The organism is Duganella sp. OV510 (genome assembly GCF_900100205.1).
Taxonomy (GTDB): Bacteria; Pseudomonadota; Gammaproteobacteria; order Burkholderiales; family Burkholderiaceae_D; genus Rugamonas.
Genome location: NZ_FNEQ01000002.1, coordinates 398,092 through 415,719 on the forward strand (window position 1 = coordinate 398,092; position 17,628 = coordinate 415,719).

Genomic DNA, 17,628 nt, shown 5'->3' on the forward strand with positions numbered 1-17,628 from the left:
TGGTGCACAAATGCCAAGGAGGACGCGGAAATTACAACAGCTTATTGCAAGTCAAGCTGGTAAATATTGGTAGGACGATCATCAGGCGGCATCGCTTTGTGTTCCATAAACGTCAGGCCCAGCTTGCCAAGCAAGCTGATCGACACCGTGTTCGCCGGATTCGTAATGCCCATCAGCCGCTTCAGGCGCAGCACATCGCGCGCATACGCCACCACCGCCACCGCCGCCTCATAGGTGTAGCCCTGGCCGAAGTACGCCGGGCGGATGGCATAGCCGATATCGACGTCAGGCAAGGTGTCGCGCTTGATCAGGCCGCACAAGCCCAGCGGCTTGCCGTCGCTCTTGCGCTCCATCACATACAGCGAATGGCCGTGGCGCTCCTGCATTACACAGGGACCGTCGATGATGGCGGCACGCGCCCCCTCGACACTGCGGATGCCCTTGTCGCCGATATGTTCCAGCCAGGTGGGATCGTTGACCAGTTCGTAGTAAAAAGCCGCATCATCCGGCTGAATGGTGCGCAGCGTCAGGCGTTCGGTTTCCAGTATTTTCATGCGTCCGGCCAATGGGTTGGATCTTCAAGCAGCTGATACATCACGTAAACGTCGACGTAGCCCAGATATTGATGACGGTAAGCGCGCGGCAAGGTGCCGACGATGGAGAAGCCCAGCTTCTTCCACAGCAGCACCGCCGGCATATTCGAGCTGACCACATAGTTGAACTGCATTGCCAGATAGCCCTGGGCGCGGGCGCGGTCCAGGCAATCAGCGCCGAGCAGCTTGCCGACACCGACGCCCTGCGCCGCAGGGCTCACCATGAAGGAGGCGTTGGCGACATGCGCGCCACGGTCGCGCTGATTGGGGATCAGGCGGTACATGCCGACCAGGCGCTCGCCGTTGAGCACGGCAACAAAACTCTGGATGCCGGGGCCGAACCAGTAGGCGTGGCAATCTTCACGGCTGGTATCGGCGGCAAAATAATAGGTATCGCCGCTGGCGATCAGCGCCTGAAATATTTCCCACATGGCGGCAAAGTCGGCTTCCGTTGCGGGTCGGATGGCGATTTCTTTCAAGGCAACTCCGGGCGGATTTAACAGTGTCCAATTGTCATGTATTTCCGCAAGCAAGTCCAGCTTGAGGCTTAGCGCCCGAGACGGAAATTCACCTGCTCCGGCCGTCCCGGCAGCGCCAGGCGTGCATGTGCGCGTGGCGATTCCGCAATAATTTTTCCTCGACGCATCACCATTCGGCGTGCGGCGCGCAACCGGATCGCTTCCACCGGATCGCCGGCGTCCAGCAGCACCAGGTCGGCGTGGCAGCCGGGCGCGATGCCATAGCCCTCCAGGCCGAGGATGGCGGCCGGCGTGCTGGTGACGGCGCGGAAGCAATCACGCATGGCGTCCTGGCCGGTCATCTGCGCCACATGCAGGCCCATCTGCGCCACTTCCAGCATATCGCCCGAACCCAGGCTGTACCACGGGTCCATCACGCAATCGTGGCCGAAGGCGACCGGGATGCCGGCTGCCAGCAGTTCCGGCACGCGCGTCATGCCGCGCCGCTTCGGATAGGTATCGTGCCGGCCCTGCAAGGTGATGTTAATCAGCGGATTGGCGATGGCGTTGACGCCGGCCTCGCGTATCAGCGGCAGCAGCTTGCTGACGTAATAATTGTCCATCGAATGCATCGAAGTCAGGTGCGAGCCGGTGACGCGGCCGTGCAGGCCCAGGCGGTTGCTCTGATAGGCCAGCGTTTCGATGTGGCGCGACAACGGATCATCGGACTCGTCGCAATGCATGTCGACCATCAGGCCCTGGTCGGCGGCGTACTCGCACAGGATGCGCACCGACTCGGTGCCCTCCGCCATGGTGCGCTCGAAGTGCGGAATCCCGCCCACCACATCGACGCCCATGGCGATGGCGCGCTTCAGGTTCAGCAGCGCATTCGGCGCACGCAGCACGCCGTCCTGCGGGAAGGCCACCAGTTGCAGGTCCAGGTAAGGCGCGACCAGGCGCTTCACCTCCAGCAGCGCCTCCACTGCCAGCAAGCGGTCGTCGCAGACATCGACGTGGGAGCGGATGGCCAGCAGGCCGCGCGCCACCGCCCAGTCGCAATACTGCAAGGCACGGTCGATCAGCGCCTGCTGGGTCAGCTGCGGCTTCAGCTCGCCCCATAGCGCGATGCCCTCCAGCAGCGTGCCGGAGGCGTTGACGCGCGGCAGACCGTAGCTCAGGGTGGCGTCCATGTGAAAGTGCGCATCGACAAAAGGCGTACTCAGCAGATCACCGGTGGCGTCGATCTCCTGCGCCGCCTGCAGTGGCAAATGCGGGCCGACGGCAGCGATACGGCCGTGCTGGATGGCGACGTCCACGCCCTGCTGCCCATCCGCCAGATTGGCGTTGCGTATCACGACATCCATCTGCGCTCCCGTTGATTTGAAGTAAGGCTCATTGTAGGCACATTCAATAAAATTCACCAATTATTGCGCTGCACTAAGTGATATGCCGTTCCCGCATGCGCATGGTAGAAAAAATAACTTTCCTTCACCGTCAATGGTGGCTAGAATGGTCTTATTGCGTTGCATCATAATCTCAGGAGAAATTATGTCATCGATTACTGAACAGTTTTCCGCAGCCACGAAATCGCAACTGGAAGTGCAGTTCCAGATCTTCAACACCTTGGCCAGCACGGCTGTCGACAGCGCCGAAAAATTCATCGCGCTCAACATCAACACCACCAAGGCTTCGGTCGAGAAATCGTCGGCCGCCGCCAGGCAGTTGCTGGCGATCAAGGACCCGCAAGAATTCTTCAGCCTGAGCGCCTCCCAGCCGCCCAGCTTTGACGCGCTGCTGGCCTACGGACGCGAACTGTTCAGCATCGCCTCCAGTGCCCAGAGCGAGCTGGTCAAGAGTGCCCAGAGCAGCTTCAAGAATGTCAGCGAGCCGGCCGTCACCAAGGTCAAAGCCACACCGCCAGCGCTGGCCGCCGCAGTCAGCGCCGCCGTTACTGCCGCCAACGAACCGTTAGCCGTCGTCGCGCCAGCCGCGCCCAAGGTGCCGAAAGCCAAGCCGCTGGCCGCACCGATCCCCGATCAGCAAGACTTCATCGAAGTCAAAGCCGACCTCAAGCCCTCGTTCCCGGCCCCGCCACCCAAGCCAGAAAAATCCGCCCCCAAAGCCAAGAAATAAACTTCAGGGTCAGTGCCGACATTCGGACATTTCGCGCGCGAAATGTCCGAATGTCGGCACTGAACCCGAAGTTTTTGTGCATGCTGTATCCTAGCGGGCTACACGCTTTTCGAGGCAACATGCATGTCTAAACTCTCACGGCTGATCGGCGGGTTTGTCCGCCAGCACAGCCGCGCCTATATCGTGTCCGGCGCCATGCTGGCCGGCGTCGCCACCCTTAGCGTCTGGGTGCCGCGCAAGGTCGGCGCCATGATCGATGGACTGGCCAATCACACTCTGTCCGGCAACGCGCTGCTGATGGAAATCGGTTCGCTGCTGCTGATCGGCCTCGGCATCTACTTCCTGCGCGTCGCCTGGCGACAAATTCTGTACGGCGCCGCCTACCGGCTCGGCGTGTCGCTGCGCACCCGCTTGTATACCCGCATGACGCTGCAAGGCCCTGCCTTCTACCAGCGCCAGCGCACCGGCGACCTGATGGCGCTGGCCACCAACGATATCGACGCCATCGAGATGGCCGCCGGCGAGGCCATGCTGGCCGGCTTCGACGGCGCCCTGACGCTGGTGATGGTACTGGGCGTGATGCTGCTCGGCGTCGACTGGCGCCTGGCGTGCATCGCGCTATTGCCCTTCCCGCTGATGGCGTGGGCGTTCTGGTATATCTCCGGACATATCCACACCGCTTCCGCCGACTCGCTGAAGCGCTTCAGCGCATTAAATGACCATGTGCAGGAAACGCTGTCTGGCGTGCGCACCTTGCGCGCGCTTGGCCTGGAACAGCGTAGCGCCCAACAATTCTCCGACCTGGCCGGCCAGGCCTCGGACGCCAGTCTGCGCGCGCAGGTATGGGAGGCCGCCTACGAACCCGCTGTCGGCCTGACGCTGACCGCCGCCAGCGGCCTGACATTGGGCCTCGGCGGCTACCTGATCTGGCACGGTCAACTGACAGTCGGTTCGCTGACCGCGTTCACCATGTACCTCGGCCAGCTGATCTGGCCGATGTTCGCCGCCGGCTGGGTGCTGTCGCTGATCGAGCGCGGCCGCGCCGCCTGGCAGCGCCTGCACCCGATGCTGGAAGCGCCGCTGGCCATCGACGATCACGGCACGCTGACCAATATCCCCAGCGGCCCGATCACGCTGCGCGATATCAGCTACGCCTACTCCGCGCAGAGCGCGCCAGCCATCAGCGATATCTCGCTGGTGCTGAAGCCGGGCCAGACCCTCGGCCTGGTCGGCCCCACCGGCAGCGGCAAGTCGACGCTGCTGCGCGTGCTGCTGCGCCAGCTGACGCCGCAACACGGCAGCGCGCAATGGAGCGGCCACGCACTTGACGCATACAAGCTGCACGCGTTGCGCGCGGCCATCAGCTGGGTGCCGCAGGAGTCCTTCCTGTTCTCGGCCTCGATCGCCGATAACATCGCGCTTGCCAAGCCGGGCGCGACGCGCGCGCAGATTGAACACGCCGCCAACCTGGCCGCCATCCACGACGATATCCTGCTGTTCGCCGACGGTTACGATACCCAGGTCGGCGAAAAAGGCATCACGCTGTCGGGCGGCCAGCGCCAGCGCGTCGCCATCGCCCGCGCGCTGTTGGCGGACAACGATCTGCTGCTGCTTGACGATGCGCTGTCCGCCGTCGATACCGGCACCGAGACGCGCATCCTGCAACACCTGGAAGAGCTGCGCGAACAGCGCCAGGGCCGCAGCGCGGTCATCGCCAGCCACCGCCTCAGCTCCGTGGTCAGCGCCGACCTGATCATCGTGCTGCGCGAAGGCCGCATCACCGAAACCGGCAGCCACGAACAGCTGCTCGCGCTGGATGGCTGGTACGCCAGCCAGTGGCGCTATCAACAATTGGAAGCAAGTCTTGATGAAGCCTGAAGAGAAATCCACCGGCGGCCAGATGCGGCAGGCATTCGCGCTGCTGCATCGCGCCGCCCTGCCCGACCGCCACCACCTGTCCTGGGCGGTTCTGTGGCTGATCGTCGCCGCGCTGCTGGAAGTGATGGGTCCCATCATGGGCAAGGCGCTGATCGACGAGCACCTGCTGCCGCACCACCTGGACTGGCCGCGCATGGCCGGTCTGCTGGCCGGCCTGGTGCTGACCGGCTGGATCGCCAGCGGCCTGCGCTACCTGCAACTGGTGCGCCTGTCCGGCCTGGCCATGCGCTCGGTGATGCGGCTGCGCGAAATGGTCTACAGCCACGTGCTGCTGCTGCCGATGTCCTTCTTCGACCGCGCCATCACCGGCCAGCTGGTATCGCGCGTCACCAACGACACCGAAGCGGTCAAGAGCCTGTACATCCAGGTATTGTTCGTGATGCTCGATTCGACCATCGTACTGGTCGGCACCGTGTGCGCCATGGCCTTCCTCGACTGGCGTCTGATGCTGATCGTGCTGGCGCTGCTGCCGGCGGTGCTGCTGATCGTCTGGCTGTACCAGCGCTGGAGCGCGCCGGCGGTGACGCGCGCGCGCGCGCTGCGCAGCGAGATCAATGGCCAGATGGCGGAATCGATCGGCGGCATGAGCGTGCTCCAGGCCAGCAACGCCGAGCAGCGCTTCGGCCAGCGCTTCGCCACCACCAACGACAACCACTACACGGCGCGCCTGGCCGAGCTGCGCGCCAACGCCTGGCTGCTGCGTCCCGCGCTGGACCTGTTCAACATCGTGCTGCTGGCAGCGGTGATCTTCCTGTTCGGCCAGCGCGAAATGACCGCCACCGAGGTCGGCGTGCTGTATGCCTTCATCAGCTACCTGGCGCGCGTGATCGAGCCGCTGATCCAGATCACCATGCAGTTCAGCCAGTTGCAGCAATCGGTAGTGGCCACCGCGCGCGTGGCGACGCTGCTGGATGAAGGCCCTGCCAAGGAACATAGCGGCGCTGGCACACGCGCCACGACGGCAGACGATGTCCACGCCCCGGCAGTCGCCATCCGCCATCTCAACTTCGCCTACAACGAAGGCCAGCCGGTGCTGCACGACCTGTCGCTGGAGATCCCGCAGGGCGATTTTGTCGGCATCGTCGGCCACACCGGCAGCGGCAAGTCGACGCTGCTGTCGCTGCTGCTGCGCTTCTATCCGGCGCCGCACGGCAGCATCCTGATGCACGGCGTGCCGCTGGACGACATCGACAATGAACGCTTCCGCGCCGAAGTGGGCCTGGTGCCGCAGGACCCGTTCCTGCTGGCCGCGTCCGCGCGCGAGAATATCGACATGGGCCGCGGCCTGACGCAGCAGCAGATCGAAGCGGCTGCCCGCGCCGCTCACGCGCACGACTTCATCACGGCGCTGGAGCAGGGCTACGACACGCCGCTGGGCGAAGGCGGCTCGCGCCTGTCGGTCGGCCAGAAACAGCTGATCGCCATCGCCCGCGCGCTGGCCGGCTCGCCACGCATCCTGCTGCTGGATGAAGCCACGTCGCACATCGATTCGCAAACAGAGCAGATCGTGCAGACCGCGCTGGATGAGCTGCGCGGCAAGGTGACGGTGATCGCCATCGCCCACCGCCTGTCGACCATCCGCGATGCCGACCGCATCATCGTGCTCAATCACGGCCGCATCACCGAAACCGGTCCGCACGAGCAGTTGATGCAGATCGATGGCGGCTTGTATCAACGCCTATATCTTTTGCAGCAACTAGCAAGTTAATGTAGTTGTAAAGCGCCCGGAAACTGTGCGATTTTGAGGAAAAATCACGCGCTCCGGGGCTTTCTCGCCTGCAACAGGCATATAATTGTCTGGACATTGCATGGCAATAGCGAGGGCGTCAAGTTGGCAGGATCAAGAAACAACAGCTGGTGGCACACGCAGCGGCGCGCCATGATGGCAGCTGTTGCGTTGACGCTGGCGCCCGCCTGGGCGCTGGGCCAGGCGACGCTGGATGAACGCATCCTCGACGTCCGCGAACAAAGCCGCTTCGTCCCCGACAAGGCGCTGGTGCAACTGCTGAAACTGCAGCCCGAGCTGGCCGCCGCCTCTTCCTACACCCGCGCCGAATTCCTCATCCAGATGAGCGCCGCGCGCATGCGCCTGGGGCAGAACGACGTGGCGCTGGAAGCGGCCGAACAGGTGATCGCCTTCGGCAAATCGCTGCACGATAACGCCATCATCGCCAAGGGCATGCTGGCCAAGACTTATGTGCTGTTCGCCCAGGCTGAAGTGGATGCCGCCCACCGCCTGGCCTTCGAGGCGGAAAAGCTGGCGCTGACCACCAGCGACAATCCGCTCAAGGTACAGGCCACCATCACCGCCGGCCAGACCTATGCCGAGCAAGGCAACTTCCCTTCAGCGCTGTCGACGCTGCAACGCGCGGTCGACATGGCGCGGCCGCCAGCCGGCGACAGTCTCAGCCTGGTGGCCGCACTGAACGCGCTGGCCAAGCTGCACACGCAGATGAAGGAATACGAGAACGCCGCCGAAACGCTGGCCGAACTGCTGAGCGAAACCGAAAAACTCGATTCGCCCGGCCGCATGGCAATGGCCAAGAACACCGAGTACGGCCTGGCGATCGATTCCGGCCAGCCGAAGCGCGCCTTGCGCGTGCTGCAGGAAAGCCTGGCGCTAGAGCGCCGCATGGGCGCAGAACGCATGGTCGGCATCACACTGGTCAACCTGTCCGACAGCTACCTGAAGCAGCACGACTTTGCGCGCGCGGTGCAGTACGCGCAGGAGTCGCTGCAGTCAGCGCAGAAGACCAACGACAAGTCCACCGAAGCCACCGGCCGCCTCAATCTGGGCCAGGCCTACCTCGGCATGGGCCGGCTGGCCGAAGGCAAGAAGCAGTACGAGCTGGGACTGGCGCGCTACCAGCAGGAGAACAACAAGCCGGACCTGCAAGTGGCGCTGCGCGAATACGGCGAAGCGCTGGAGCGCGCCGGCGACCTGGCTGGCGCGGTGGAAGCCTATCACCGCGAGCGCGACATCTCCAACGAGCTGTTCGAGAAACGCCGCCAGCAAGCGATGCTGGAATTACAGGAAAAGTACGAGGGCGAGAAGAAGCAGCGCCAGATCGAACTGCTCAGCCACGAGAACCAGGCCAAGGGCGCGGAGATCGACAACCGCCGCCTGCAACAGCGCGTGTGGTGGCTGCTGGCCCTGGTGTTCGCGCTGGCTGCCGCCGTGGTCGGCCTGTTGTACCGCAAGGTGCGCCATACCAACGCGCAGCTGGAGGTGAAGAACCTGGAGCTGAAGGCACAGTCGACGCTCGATCCGCTGACATCGCTGTACAACCGCCGCCACTTCCAGGACTTCATGCGCTGCCTGAATACGCAGGAACGCCAGGACGATATGGTCGGCGCGCTGTTCTTGCTGGACGTCGACCACTTCAAGCATATCAACGACAACTACGGCCATGCCGCCGGTGATGCGGTGCTGAAGATGATCGCCGAAAGCCTGCGCGTGGCGCTGCGCGAAACCGACATGATCGTGCGCTGGGGCGGCGAGGAATTCCTCGCCTTCCTGCCGGCGATACCGCGCCAGGGCGTCGACGAAGTGGCGCGGCGCATCCTGCTTGGCATTTCGTCGCAGACGCTGACCTATCAGGAGCAGCAGATCTCGGTGAATGTGTCGGTGGGCTTCTCGCCCTTCCCGCTGGCGCCCGGCAGCGAGCCGCTGCCGTGGGAGCGCGCGGTCAACCTGGTCGACATGGCGCTATATCTGGCCAAGGCGCATGGCCGCAACCGCGCCTACGGCGTGCGCGGCTTCGAGAACTTCCACCTGACCACGATGGAGGCGATCGAGCAGGACCTGGAACGCGCCTGGCGTGCCGGCTTCGTCGACCTCAGCGTGGTGCTGGGTGGCGATCCGGAAGTGCATCCGCCAACGCCCGATGAACACACCAATGTGGTGTCGATCAAGCAGGCGGCGCACCAGCACTGAGGCTTACTTCCGGGACTCGCGCTCCTCGGCCGAGGTCTGCATTTTCTCGCCGGCCTGTTCCAGCTTGCGGCCGGCTTCCCTGGTGGCGTTGTTCAACGTTTCGCCGGCCTTGTCGGCCGCCTTGTCCAGACGCTGGCTGGTTTCCTTGGCGGCGTCGCTCAACTGTTCATTGGCCTGCTTGGCGGCGCTGTCCAGACGCGCGCCGGCCTGCTCGGTCGCCTGATCCACCTTGCGTCCGGCGCGTTCAGCCGGACCGGCTTCGCTAGGATCTTCCTTCTTCTGGCAGCCGCCCAGCAGCGCCAGCGCCGTCAACGTCACTACGATATAACGCATCATCATGTTCATCTCCTGAAGAATGAGTTGTTTCCAACAGCATACATAAGTCCGTATCGCCGCAGCGCACGTTTTGCTAGACTATCTGACATGATGATAAAAACCACTACGCTATTCGCACTGCTGCTGGGCCTATGCGCCAGCGCCAGCGCCGCCACCACGCTGGAAGACGCCAACCGCGAAACGCGGCAATGGGTGCAGCAGACCATGCAGGAACAGCATATTCCGGGCGTGCAGCTCGCGATCATCAAGGACGGCAAGGTGGTGCTGTCCGAAACCTACGGCCTGGCCAACGTCGAGAACCAGGTGGCGGCGACGCCGGCCACGCGCTTCCCGATCAACTCCGCCACCAAGTCCTTCACCGGTGTGGCGATAATGCAGCTGGCCGAAGCGGGCCTGGTGGACCTGGACGCACCGGTCTCACGCTACCTGGACGATCTGCCGTCAGCCTGGCGCACCATCCGCGTGCGCCAGCTGTTGGGTCACACCTCCGGTCTGCCGGACATCATCGACCAGCACGGCACCGAGGCCGAGACCTGGAAAGCGGTCAAGGCGCAGCCGCTGGTCGCGCCAGCCGGCGAACGCTTCGCCTATAACCAGACCAACTACGGCCTGCTGTCGCAGATCATCACAAAACAGAGCAAGCTGCCGTATGAGCGTTTCATTGCCGAGCGCCAGTTCCAGCCGGTCGGCATGCCGCTATCAACCTTTGGCGACAGCTACGACCTGGTGCCGAACGCCGCCACCATCTACGCCCGCACACCGCGCGGCACGCTGGCGCCGGACGACAACAACCGCCTGTCGCACTGGTACTACGATATGCCCTACAGCCTGTGGGCCGGCGGCGGCATGCAAACCACCGCCAGCGAAGTGGCGCGCTGGCTGATTGCCTTGTCGGAAGGGCGCCTGATCCAGCCTGCCTCGCTGCGCCGCATGTGGACAGTGGAAAAGCTCAACAACGGCAGTGATGGCGAATGGGCGGCCGGCTGGCCGGTGTTGCAAACGACGCCCGAGCTGCGCGTGGCCGGCATCGGCGGCGCCCGCGCCGCCTTCATCGTCTATCCGGAGCAGAAGCTGGCGATCGTCATGCTGACCAATCTGGCCGGCGCCAATCCGCAACGCTTCATCCCGAAGATCGCCGACTTCTACCGCCCGATAAAATGAAGCAGCGCATCCAGTTGGCGCTGCTTACTCGGCGACGATTTTCTTGGGTGGTGGTGGGGGCGCGAAGTCGACGGTTTCGGAAGCCGGTCCGCTATCGAGCATGTCGGATTGTGCCAGCCAGTCCTGCAACTTCTCCATGCGGCGGATCAGGATGCCCTTGTTGCTGATGTAACCGACCTGCTCGAAGTTTTCCGGCTTGCTGACCATCTTGGACACGGTCGGCAAATTCTCCGCCAGCCGTTCAAACGCCTTGCGCGCCTTCTGCTCCCATTTGTTCAGGTGGGCTTCGTTGAAGCGATTACTTTCGTAATAAATGGTGAGCGTTCGGTCATGATTGCCATAACCGACAATTGCCGCGCCCATGCGCACCGTTTCCAGCACGTCGCCCTTGATCGCCGACGTCGGCACAAACAATGCTGCGCGGCCGGTCGTATCCGGTCGCTCCAGCGGCAAATCCTGTCCCATCACTCTGCTCATCACGCTTCCTGTCGTTGTCGCCACGGAGTTGCTGCTAGGCTATTTTTTTAATTCTATATCGCCAACTTGTCCATTACAAGGAGAATGCGCAGCGGCGTGGCGCACCCGGCAACTGCCTTATAATGCGGGCTGATCCCATAAAATGCCTCACCATGATGTCCTCCCCCTCCCGTTTCGGCGACATTCCCGAAACCGCAGTCGACCTGGCCGAACGCAACTTGCGCGACACGCTGACCATCGCACTTGAGCACCGCGCGCCACACGCGGCGCTGATCGTCTACGACACCCGCACCGACCTGAATCGCGCGCTGACCGAAGCCTATCGCCGCGCCGCGCCGGACGCCGGGTTCATCGATTTCGACAGCACCACACCGGACGTCATCCTGGCCACCTTCGACCGCATGCAGGCCGGCGACCTGGTGGTACTGGTGCAATCGACCAGCTTCCGCATGGACGCCTACCGCATCCGCATCGAACTGTTCAAGCGCGGGCTGAAAGTGATCGAGCACGTGCACCTGTCGCGCATGCCGGGCGAGCAGGGACTGCACTACATCGCCTCGCTGGCCTACGACCCGTCCTACTATCGCGGCGTCGGCCACGCGCTGAAGGCGCGCATCGACCGCGCCCAACGTGGCGTGGTGGATAGCGGCGACGGCGCACAGCTGGTGTTCGAGTCGCCGTTCGAATCGGCCAAGCTGAATATCGGCGACTACAGCGGCATGACCAATATCGGTGGCCAGTTCCCGCTGGGAGAGGTGTTCACCGAAGCGCAGGACCTGGAAGCAGTCAGCGGCCGTGCGCGCATCTTCGTGTTTGGCGACACCAAATTCCTGGTCAACAAGCCGGCCACGCCGATCACCATCATCGTCGACCAAGGCCGCGTGGTCGGCACAGAAAACAGCACGCCGGAGTTTGAGCAGATGCTATCGATCATCCGCGAGCACGAAGGTGAAGTATGGCTGCGCGAACTCGGCTTCGGCATGAACCGCGCCTTCTCGCGCGATTGCATGGTGGACGACATCGGCACCTATGAACGCATGTGCGGCATCCACCTGTCGCTGGGCGCCAAGCACGGCGTCTACAGCAAGCCGCAACTGAAGCGCAAGGACGCCCGCTACCACATCGACGTCTTCGCCCTCACCGACGGCGTCTATCTGGACGACGAGCGCATTTATCGCGACGGCGCCTGGGACCTACCCATCCAATAAACTGATGCACCGCAAAAGTGCGGCGAAAACCGCTTAAACGGACTTGTGAGACGTAGCTGATTTAATACACTGAGCGCATGCCGTCGACCACGCTCAGTGTCCACTTTTACGTGACGAATGCCGGTACCGAACCAGTTCGGGACTGGCTAAAATCGCTAGAAGTAAGCGACAGAAAGCGCATCGGCGACGATATCAAAACCGTCCAATACGGTTGGCCCTTGGGAATGCCACTTGTACGAAAAATGGACCAGCGCTTATGGGAAGTACGAACTTCGCTACAGGGCCGCACAGCAAGAGTACTATTTACGATCGAAGGTGGAGACATGGTGCTACTCCACGGTTTTATCAAAAAGTCTCAACAAACACCGTTGGCAGACATCCGTATCGCAAAGCAACGCATGAAATAATTGTGGAGTCCTATATGAAAACGAAGAATATCGGTAGCAATTTTGACGACTTCCTCAAGGAAGAAGGCATGCTTGAAGAAGCGGAAGCCGTGGCTGTAAAACGCGTCATCGCATGGCAGATTGCCGAAGAGATGAAAGGCCAAAACCTGACCAAGACCAGCTTGGCCGAAAAAATGCGTACGAGCAGGGCCTCACTGAACCGCCTCCTGGACGAAAACGATGCGAGCCTCACACTCACTACCCTGACGAGCGCAGCGGCAGCATTGGGAAAGAAAATTAAAATCGAACTTGTTCCTGCATAGCTTGGCAGTCATAAATCTCGCGAGGCGCGCTTCGACAACCGCCGCTTTTTCGAATTCTATGTAGGCGGCCTGACCCGGCCAGTGCCGGTTACACCAGGCCCGCCAGCGCGCGGTCCCATGGCGGGACAGGATGGTATTCAGCGACCAGGAAATCGATCAACGCACGAACTTTCGGCGATGGCTGGCGGCTGGCGGGATACAGCGCGCTGAGATGGTTCAGCGGCAGTTCCCAGTCGCCCAGCACCGGCACCAGCGTGCCTTCCATCAGGCTGCGCCAGGCAAGGAAGGTGGTGTTGTAGACGATGCCCAGGCCTTGCTGCGCCGCCTGTTGCAGCACCAGGCCGTTGTTGGCGGTGAAGGCAGCCGGCACGCGCACCGATTGCTGCGCGTCGCCGCGCGTGAAGTGCCATTGGGTGCCGTCGGTCAGGTGGCTGAAATGCAGGCAGCGGTGCTGCTGCAATTCCTGCGGCGTGGCCGGCATGCCGTGCCGCGCGATATACGATGGCGATGCGCACAGCACGGCGCGGCATGGCGCCAGCGGACGCATGGCCAGCGCATGGACATCCGGGATGCCGCCCACCCGTATCGTCAGGTCGAAGCCATGCTGGATCGGATCGAGCAGCGCGTCATCGACAAACAGCATCGGTTCCAGCAGTGGATGCTGCAAGGCGAAGCGCGCCAGCGCGCCAGCCAGCCACTCGCTGCCGAAACTCGACGGCGCCTGTATCCGCAGCGGCCCGGCCAGGTCGTCGCCGGCCTGCGCCACCACCCTTGCCGCTTCCTGCGCCTGCGACACGGTCGCCATGCACGGCGCCAGATAAGCCTGGCCGACATCAGTCAGGCTAACCTCGCGCGTCGAGCGGTGCAGCAGCCGGGCGCCCAGCTTTTCTTCCAGTTGCAGGATATGCTTGCTGACCATGGCGCGCGTCAGGCCCAGGCGCCGTCCGGCCTCGCTAAAACTGCGCAGCCTTGCCACTTCCACAAAGATTTCCATCGCCCGTAACTGATCCATACGATGATTGTCTCCATTTCAGCGACAATGTGTCAACCTTTTGCGGATTGTGACGCCCCGGCGCGGCCCGTAAAATGCGATAGATCAAATATCCCGCCATGGAGCCAGAAATGCTGACAGACGCACAAAAACAACAATATCAACGTGATGGTTTTATTGTGATCCCCGGTTTCAAGTCCGCCGACGAAATCGCCAGGCTGCGCGCCCGCGCTGCCGAGATTGTCAACGATTTCGACCCGAGCGCCCAATCCGGCATCTTCAGCACCATCGAGCAGGAAAAGACCACCGACGATTACTTCCTTGGCTCCGACAACACCGTCCGCTGCTTCTTTGAAGAAGAAGCCTTCGGCCCGGACGGCAAACTGAAACAGGCCAAGCAACTGTCGATCAACAAGATCGGCCACGCCATGCACGACCTGGAACCAGCCTTCCGCGCCTTCACCGCCGACGCCCGCCTCGAAGAACTGGCGCGTGAACTGGGCCTGAGCGATCCACAAGTCTGGCAATCGATGTACATCTTCAAGCAGCCTGGCATCGGCGGCGAAGTGCGCTGGCACCAGGACGCCACCTATTTCGACACCGATCCAGTCAGCGTCACCACCTTCTGGTTTGCGCTGGAAGACGCGACGCTGGACAACGGCTGCATGTGGGCAGAACCGGGCGGCCATCGCGGCCCGATGCGCGAGCGCTTCCTGCGCAACGGTGACGACGTGCGCATGGAAAAACTGAGCGAGATGCCATGGCCGGACAACAGCACCGCCGTGCCGCTGGAATGCAAGGCCGGCAGCCTGGTATGCTTCCACGGCCTGCTGCCACACTACAGCGCGCCGAACCGCTCTGCGGTATCGCGCCACGCCTACACGCTGCACGTCACCGACGGTGCGACAAAATACTCGCCACAGAACTGGATACAGCGCGACGACAAGCTGCCGGTGCGAGGCTTCCTGTAATGCGCATTCAGATTTTCGCCGCCCAGTGGGGCAATAACGAGCTGCCGGCGCCGGTGTTCATCGAGCGCGTGAAGGCCGCCGGTTTCGATGGCATCGAGATGTCGCTGCCGCTGGACGCCGCCGAGCGCGACGCCTGGACGCGGCAGATCGCCGACGCCGGCCTGGGCCTGATCGTCGCCCAATGGGAGACGGTATTCCATCCGACGTTCGCGCCGCACAAGGCTGCGCTGGCCGAACTGCTGCACAACGCCTGCGCCGCCAAGCCGCTGCACGTGAACTCGCACACCGGCAAGGACTACTTCACGCCGGAGCAGAACCGCGAACTGCTGGAACTCGCCGACGACATCGCGCGCCAGCACGGCGTGCCGATTTATCACGAGATCCACCGCAGCCGCTTCAGCGGCCACCCGATGCTGCTGCTGCCCTACTTGCAGCAGATGCCGCAACTGCAACTGACCGCCGACCTGTCGCACTGGTGCTGCGCCTGCGAATCGCTGCTGGAAGACCAGCCGGACACGCTGGCCCAAACGCTGCCGCACGTGCGCCACATCCATGCCCGCGTCGGTCACGCGCAAGGCCCGCAGGTGGCCGACTTCCGCGCGCCGGAATCGCAAGCGGCGCTGGAAGCGCACCTGTCGTGGTGGGATGAAGTGATACGCCTGCGCCGTGCCGCCGGCGCGCAGTTGATGACGCTGACGCCGGAATTCGGCCCGGTGCCCTACACGCAAACGCTGCCCTACACGCAGAAGGAAGTGTCGAACGCGTGGGAACTCAACGTCGCCATGTTGCAGCTGCTGCGCCAGCGCTACGCCTGAGCCGTCTGCTCTTCCTGTGCCGGCGACAAGGGCAGCACCAGCAGCACGCTGGTGCCTGTCGCCGGCACCGACTCCACGCGTATCGTCCCTTTCAGCACACCGGTCACAATGTTATAAACGATATTCATTCCCAGCCCGGAACCGCCCTGCCCCATCTTGGTGGTGAAGAACGGATCGAATATCTTGTGCAGCACCACGTCGGTCATGCCGATGCCGTTATCCTTCATTTGCAGCACCACCAGATCACGTCCCTCGCGCCGCGCGCTGATGGTCAGCACACCGCTCTCGCGACCATCGAAGCCATGCAGCAGCGCATTGCCTATCAGGTTGCTGAGCACCTGGCTCAAGCTGCCCGGATAGGAATCGAATACCAGGTCGGCCGGCACATCCACCGTCACCGTGCAGGAAGCACGCCGCAGTTGCGCCGCATACGTGGCCAGCGTATCGTGCAGCACTTCGTCGAGGCGGAAGCGGCGCCGCTGGCCACTGGCCTGGTCCACTGCCACCTGCTTGAACGAGGTAATCAGGTCGGCCGCGCGCGTCAGCGAACTGGCCATGATGTCGCATGCCTTGCGGCCATCGGTCAGCAGCGCTTCCAGCGCCGAGCGTTTCAGGCCGCCGTCGTCCTTCAGGCGGCGCTCGAAGTCGCGCACCATGTCACCCAGCGCGGTTGCCGTCAACAGGCTGTTGCCGATCGGTGTGTTTAATTCATGCGCGACGCCGGCCACCAGCGCGCCCAGCGACGCCATCTTCTCCGACGTTTGCAGATTGGTCTGTGCCTGTTTCAGCGTCGCCACCACGCGCGACAAATCGTTGCGCGCCTGCTCCGCCTGACTCTTCTGCCGCTCCAGCTCTTTCAGGCTGCTTTCCAGTCCATGGCGCGCATCCGACTCACGGCGGTTGGTCACCAGCAGCGCGGCGATCAGCGCGCTGATGATGACACCGGCGATACCGATCAACACCACCGGCAGTTGCGAGCGGCCATAGCGTGCACCGGAGCGCCCTTCGAACTTGATGATCCAGTTGCGCTGTCCCACCGGCAGCACGGTTTGCCCGCTCAGCCCCGGCACGGCGTCGGCGCGTTGCTGGTGCGTCTCCACCTTGCCATCGCTGTCGAACAGCAGCGTGTCGGTGCCCGGCGGCGGCGCCTTGCCACCCTGGAAGCCGCCGTCCTCGATACGCACGTGCAGATGTTCCAGCAGCGCCGGATCGATCACTTCGCGCATCAGCGCATTGACGCGGAAGACGATGGCCACGAAACCCACCAGCGCCTCGCGCCGCTGCGCCGTGGTCTCCAGCGGCTCGCCATTGCGGTACACCGGCGCGCGCGCCACAAATCCTGGTTCGCCACTGGCGTCCTGCGCCAGCGTGATGCGCTCGGTGGCGACGATTTCGCCGCTGTCGCGCCCCAGTTCCAGCGCCTTCAGGTGCGGCGGCAGCGCCGCCAGGTTCAGGCCGAAGGCATTCTCGTTACCCTTCATCGGTTCGGTGTATTCGATGATGTAATGCAGCGGACGGCGACTGGCCGGATGCACATGAAACTCCGGATAGCCTTCACGCCTGACGCCTTCCACAAACGCCGGCAATCCGTCTTCCGGCACCATGCGCACAAACTGCAAGGCCTGGTAGCCCGGATAGCGTTTTTCGATCTTCAGCGCATTGACGAAACGGTGGAATTGCTGCCGGCTGATATGGTCGTTGATGGCATACATACCCTTCATGCCATGCAGTGAATCGGCGTAGATCTGCAAGCGGGTTTGCGTGTCGCGTGCCACCTTCTCGGTGTCGCGCTGGAAGCCGGCGCGGATTTGCAGCTTCTGCTGCTCTTCCATCACAAAATAGCAGGTCCAGGCCGTCAGGCATATCCCGACAAAGAAAGCCAGGTAGCCGCGCCCGCGCAT

Annotated in this window: 17 protein-coding genes; 10 read left to right on the forward strand and 7 right to left on the reverse strand. The window is 63.0% G+C overall.

The window, feature by feature from the left end; all coding sequences use genetic code 11:
* Positions 1–41 precede the first annotated feature (41 nt).
* The 3 genes from BLS51_RS08850 to BLS51_RS08860 all read right to left on the reverse strand — a co-directional run bounded on the left by BLS51_RS08850 (position 42) and on the right by BLS51_RS08860 (position 2,415).
* Positions 42–554: a GNAT family N-acetyltransferase gene (locus BLS51_RS08850; protein WP_090181494.1), complete on the reverse strand. Its 513-nt coding sequence runs from the start codon at positions 552–554 to the stop codon at positions 42–44.
* Complete coding sequence (locus BLS51_RS08855; protein WP_090181492.1) at positions 551–1,072, reverse strand: GNAT family N-acetyltransferase; 522 nt, start codon at positions 1,070–1,072, stop codon at positions 551–553. Before BLS51_RS08855 ends, BLS51_RS08850 begins: the two co-directional genes overlap by 4 nt.
* A gap of 68 nt (positions 1,073–1,140) precedes the next feature.
* A complete protein-coding gene (locus BLS51_RS08860; RefSeq protein ID WP_090181491.1) occupies positions 1,141–2,415 on the reverse strand; it encodes an amidohydrolase family protein in 1,275 nt (424 codons plus the stop codon).
* 184 nt (positions 2,416–2,599) lie between these two features.
* On the opposite strand from BLS51_RS08860, the gene BLS51_RS08865 reads away from it, so the two are divergent.
* From BLS51_RS08865 to BLS51_RS08880, 4 genes are all read left to right on the forward strand, one after another.
* On the forward strand, positions 2,600–3,184 hold the full coding sequence (locus BLS51_RS08865) for a phasin family protein (protein ID WP_090181488.1): 585 nt from the start codon (positions 2,600–2,602) through the stop codon (positions 3,182–3,184).
* A 123-nt stretch (positions 3,185–3,307) separates the two neighbouring features.
* Positions 3,308–5,062, forward strand: a complete 1,755-nt coding sequence (locus tag BLS51_RS08870) for an ABC transporter transmembrane domain-containing protein (protein ID WP_090181486.1) — start codon at positions 3,308–3,310, stop codon at positions 5,060–5,062.
* Positions 5,052–6,830 (forward strand): ABC transporter ATP-binding protein, encoded by a 1,779-nt coding sequence (locus BLS51_RS08875; protein WP_090181484.1) that lies wholly within the window; start codon positions 5,052–5,054, stop codon positions 6,828–6,830. Before BLS51_RS08870 ends, BLS51_RS08875 begins: the two co-directional genes overlap by 11 nt.
* 171 nt (positions 6,831–7,001) lie before the next feature.
* The gene (locus BLS51_RS08880; protein ID WP_090181481.1) at positions 7,002–9,059 is read left to right on the forward strand and encodes a tetratricopeptide repeat-containing diguanylate cyclase; all 2,058 of its coding nucleotides are present in this window, start codon (positions 7,002–7,004) and stop codon (positions 9,057–9,059) included.
* A gap of 3 nt (positions 9,060–9,062) precedes the next feature.
* Here BLS51_RS08880 and BLS51_RS08885 read toward each other — a convergent pair whose 3' ends face one another.
* Complete coding sequence (locus BLS51_RS08885; protein WP_229207497.1) at positions 9,063–9,398, reverse strand: apolipophorin; 336 nt, start codon at positions 9,396–9,398, stop codon at positions 9,063–9,065.
* An 84-nt stretch (positions 9,399–9,482) separates the two neighbouring features.
* Here BLS51_RS08885 and BLS51_RS08890 point away from each other — a divergent pair, with 84 nt between their 5' ends.
* Positions 9,483–10,556: a serine hydrolase domain-containing protein gene (locus BLS51_RS08890; protein ID WP_229207496.1), complete on the forward strand. Its 1,074-nt coding sequence runs from the start codon at positions 9,483–9,485 to the stop codon at positions 10,554–10,556.
* Positions 10,557–10,580: 24 nt separating this feature from the next.
* Here BLS51_RS08890 and BLS51_RS08895 read toward each other — a convergent pair whose 3' ends face one another.
* The gene (locus BLS51_RS08895; RefSeq protein WP_090181478.1) at positions 10,581–11,033 is read right to left on the reverse strand and encodes a hypothetical protein; all 453 of its coding nucleotides are present in this window, start codon (positions 11,031–11,033) and stop codon (positions 10,581–10,583) included.
* Positions 11,034–11,185: 152 nt separating this feature from the next.
* Here BLS51_RS08895 and BLS51_RS08900 point away from each other — a divergent pair, with 152 nt between their 5' ends.
* The 3 genes from BLS51_RS08900 to BLS51_RS08910 all read left to right on the forward strand — a co-directional run bounded on the left by BLS51_RS08900 (position 11,186) and on the right by BLS51_RS08910 (position 12,950).
* Complete coding sequence (locus tag BLS51_RS08900; protein WP_090181475.1) at positions 11,186–12,241, forward strand: hypothetical protein; 1,056 nt, start codon at positions 11,186–11,188, stop codon at positions 12,239–12,241.
* A 77-nt stretch (positions 12,242–12,318) separates the two neighbouring features.
* Complete coding sequence (locus tag BLS51_RS08905) at positions 12,319–12,648, forward strand: type II toxin-antitoxin system RelE/ParE family toxin (RefSeq protein ID WP_090181472.1); 330 nt, start codon at positions 12,319–12,321, stop codon at positions 12,646–12,648.
* 14 nt (positions 12,649–12,662) lie between these two features.
* Positions 12,663–12,950 (forward strand): XRE family transcriptional regulator, encoded by a 288-nt coding sequence (locus tag BLS51_RS08910; protein ID WP_090182211.1) that lies wholly within the window; start codon positions 12,663–12,665, stop codon positions 12,948–12,950.
* Between the two features lie 88 nt (positions 12,951–13,038).
* On the opposite strand, the gene BLS51_RS08915 is transcribed toward BLS51_RS08910, so the two are convergent.
* Positions 13,039–13,962, reverse strand: a complete 924-nt coding sequence (locus BLS51_RS08915) for a LysR family transcriptional regulator (protein WP_229207495.1) — start codon at positions 13,960–13,962, stop codon at positions 13,039–13,041.
* 110 nt (positions 13,963–14,072) lie between these two features.
* On the opposite strand from BLS51_RS08915, the gene BLS51_RS08920 reads away from it, so the two are divergent.
* Positions 14,073–14,912 (forward strand): phytanoyl-CoA dioxygenase family protein, encoded by an 840-nt coding sequence (locus BLS51_RS08920; RefSeq protein ID WP_090181468.1) that lies wholly within the window; start codon positions 14,073–14,075, stop codon positions 14,910–14,912.
* Positions 14,912–15,727 carry a sugar phosphate isomerase/epimerase family protein gene (locus tag BLS51_RS08925; RefSeq protein WP_090181466.1) on the forward strand — a complete coding sequence of 272 codons (816 nt, stop codon included), beginning with the start codon at positions 14,912–14,914 and terminating at the stop codon, positions 15,725–15,727. Before BLS51_RS08920 ends, BLS51_RS08925 begins: the two co-directional genes overlap by 1 nt.
* Here the strand turns inward: BLS51_RS08925 and BLS51_RS08930 are convergent.
* The gene (locus tag BLS51_RS08930; RefSeq protein WP_229207494.1) at positions 15,718–17,628 is read right to left on the reverse strand and encodes a CHASE domain-containing protein; all 1,911 of its coding nucleotides are present in this window, start codon (positions 17,626–17,628) and stop codon (positions 15,718–15,720) included. The genes BLS51_RS08925 and BLS51_RS08930 overlap by 10 nt on opposite strands.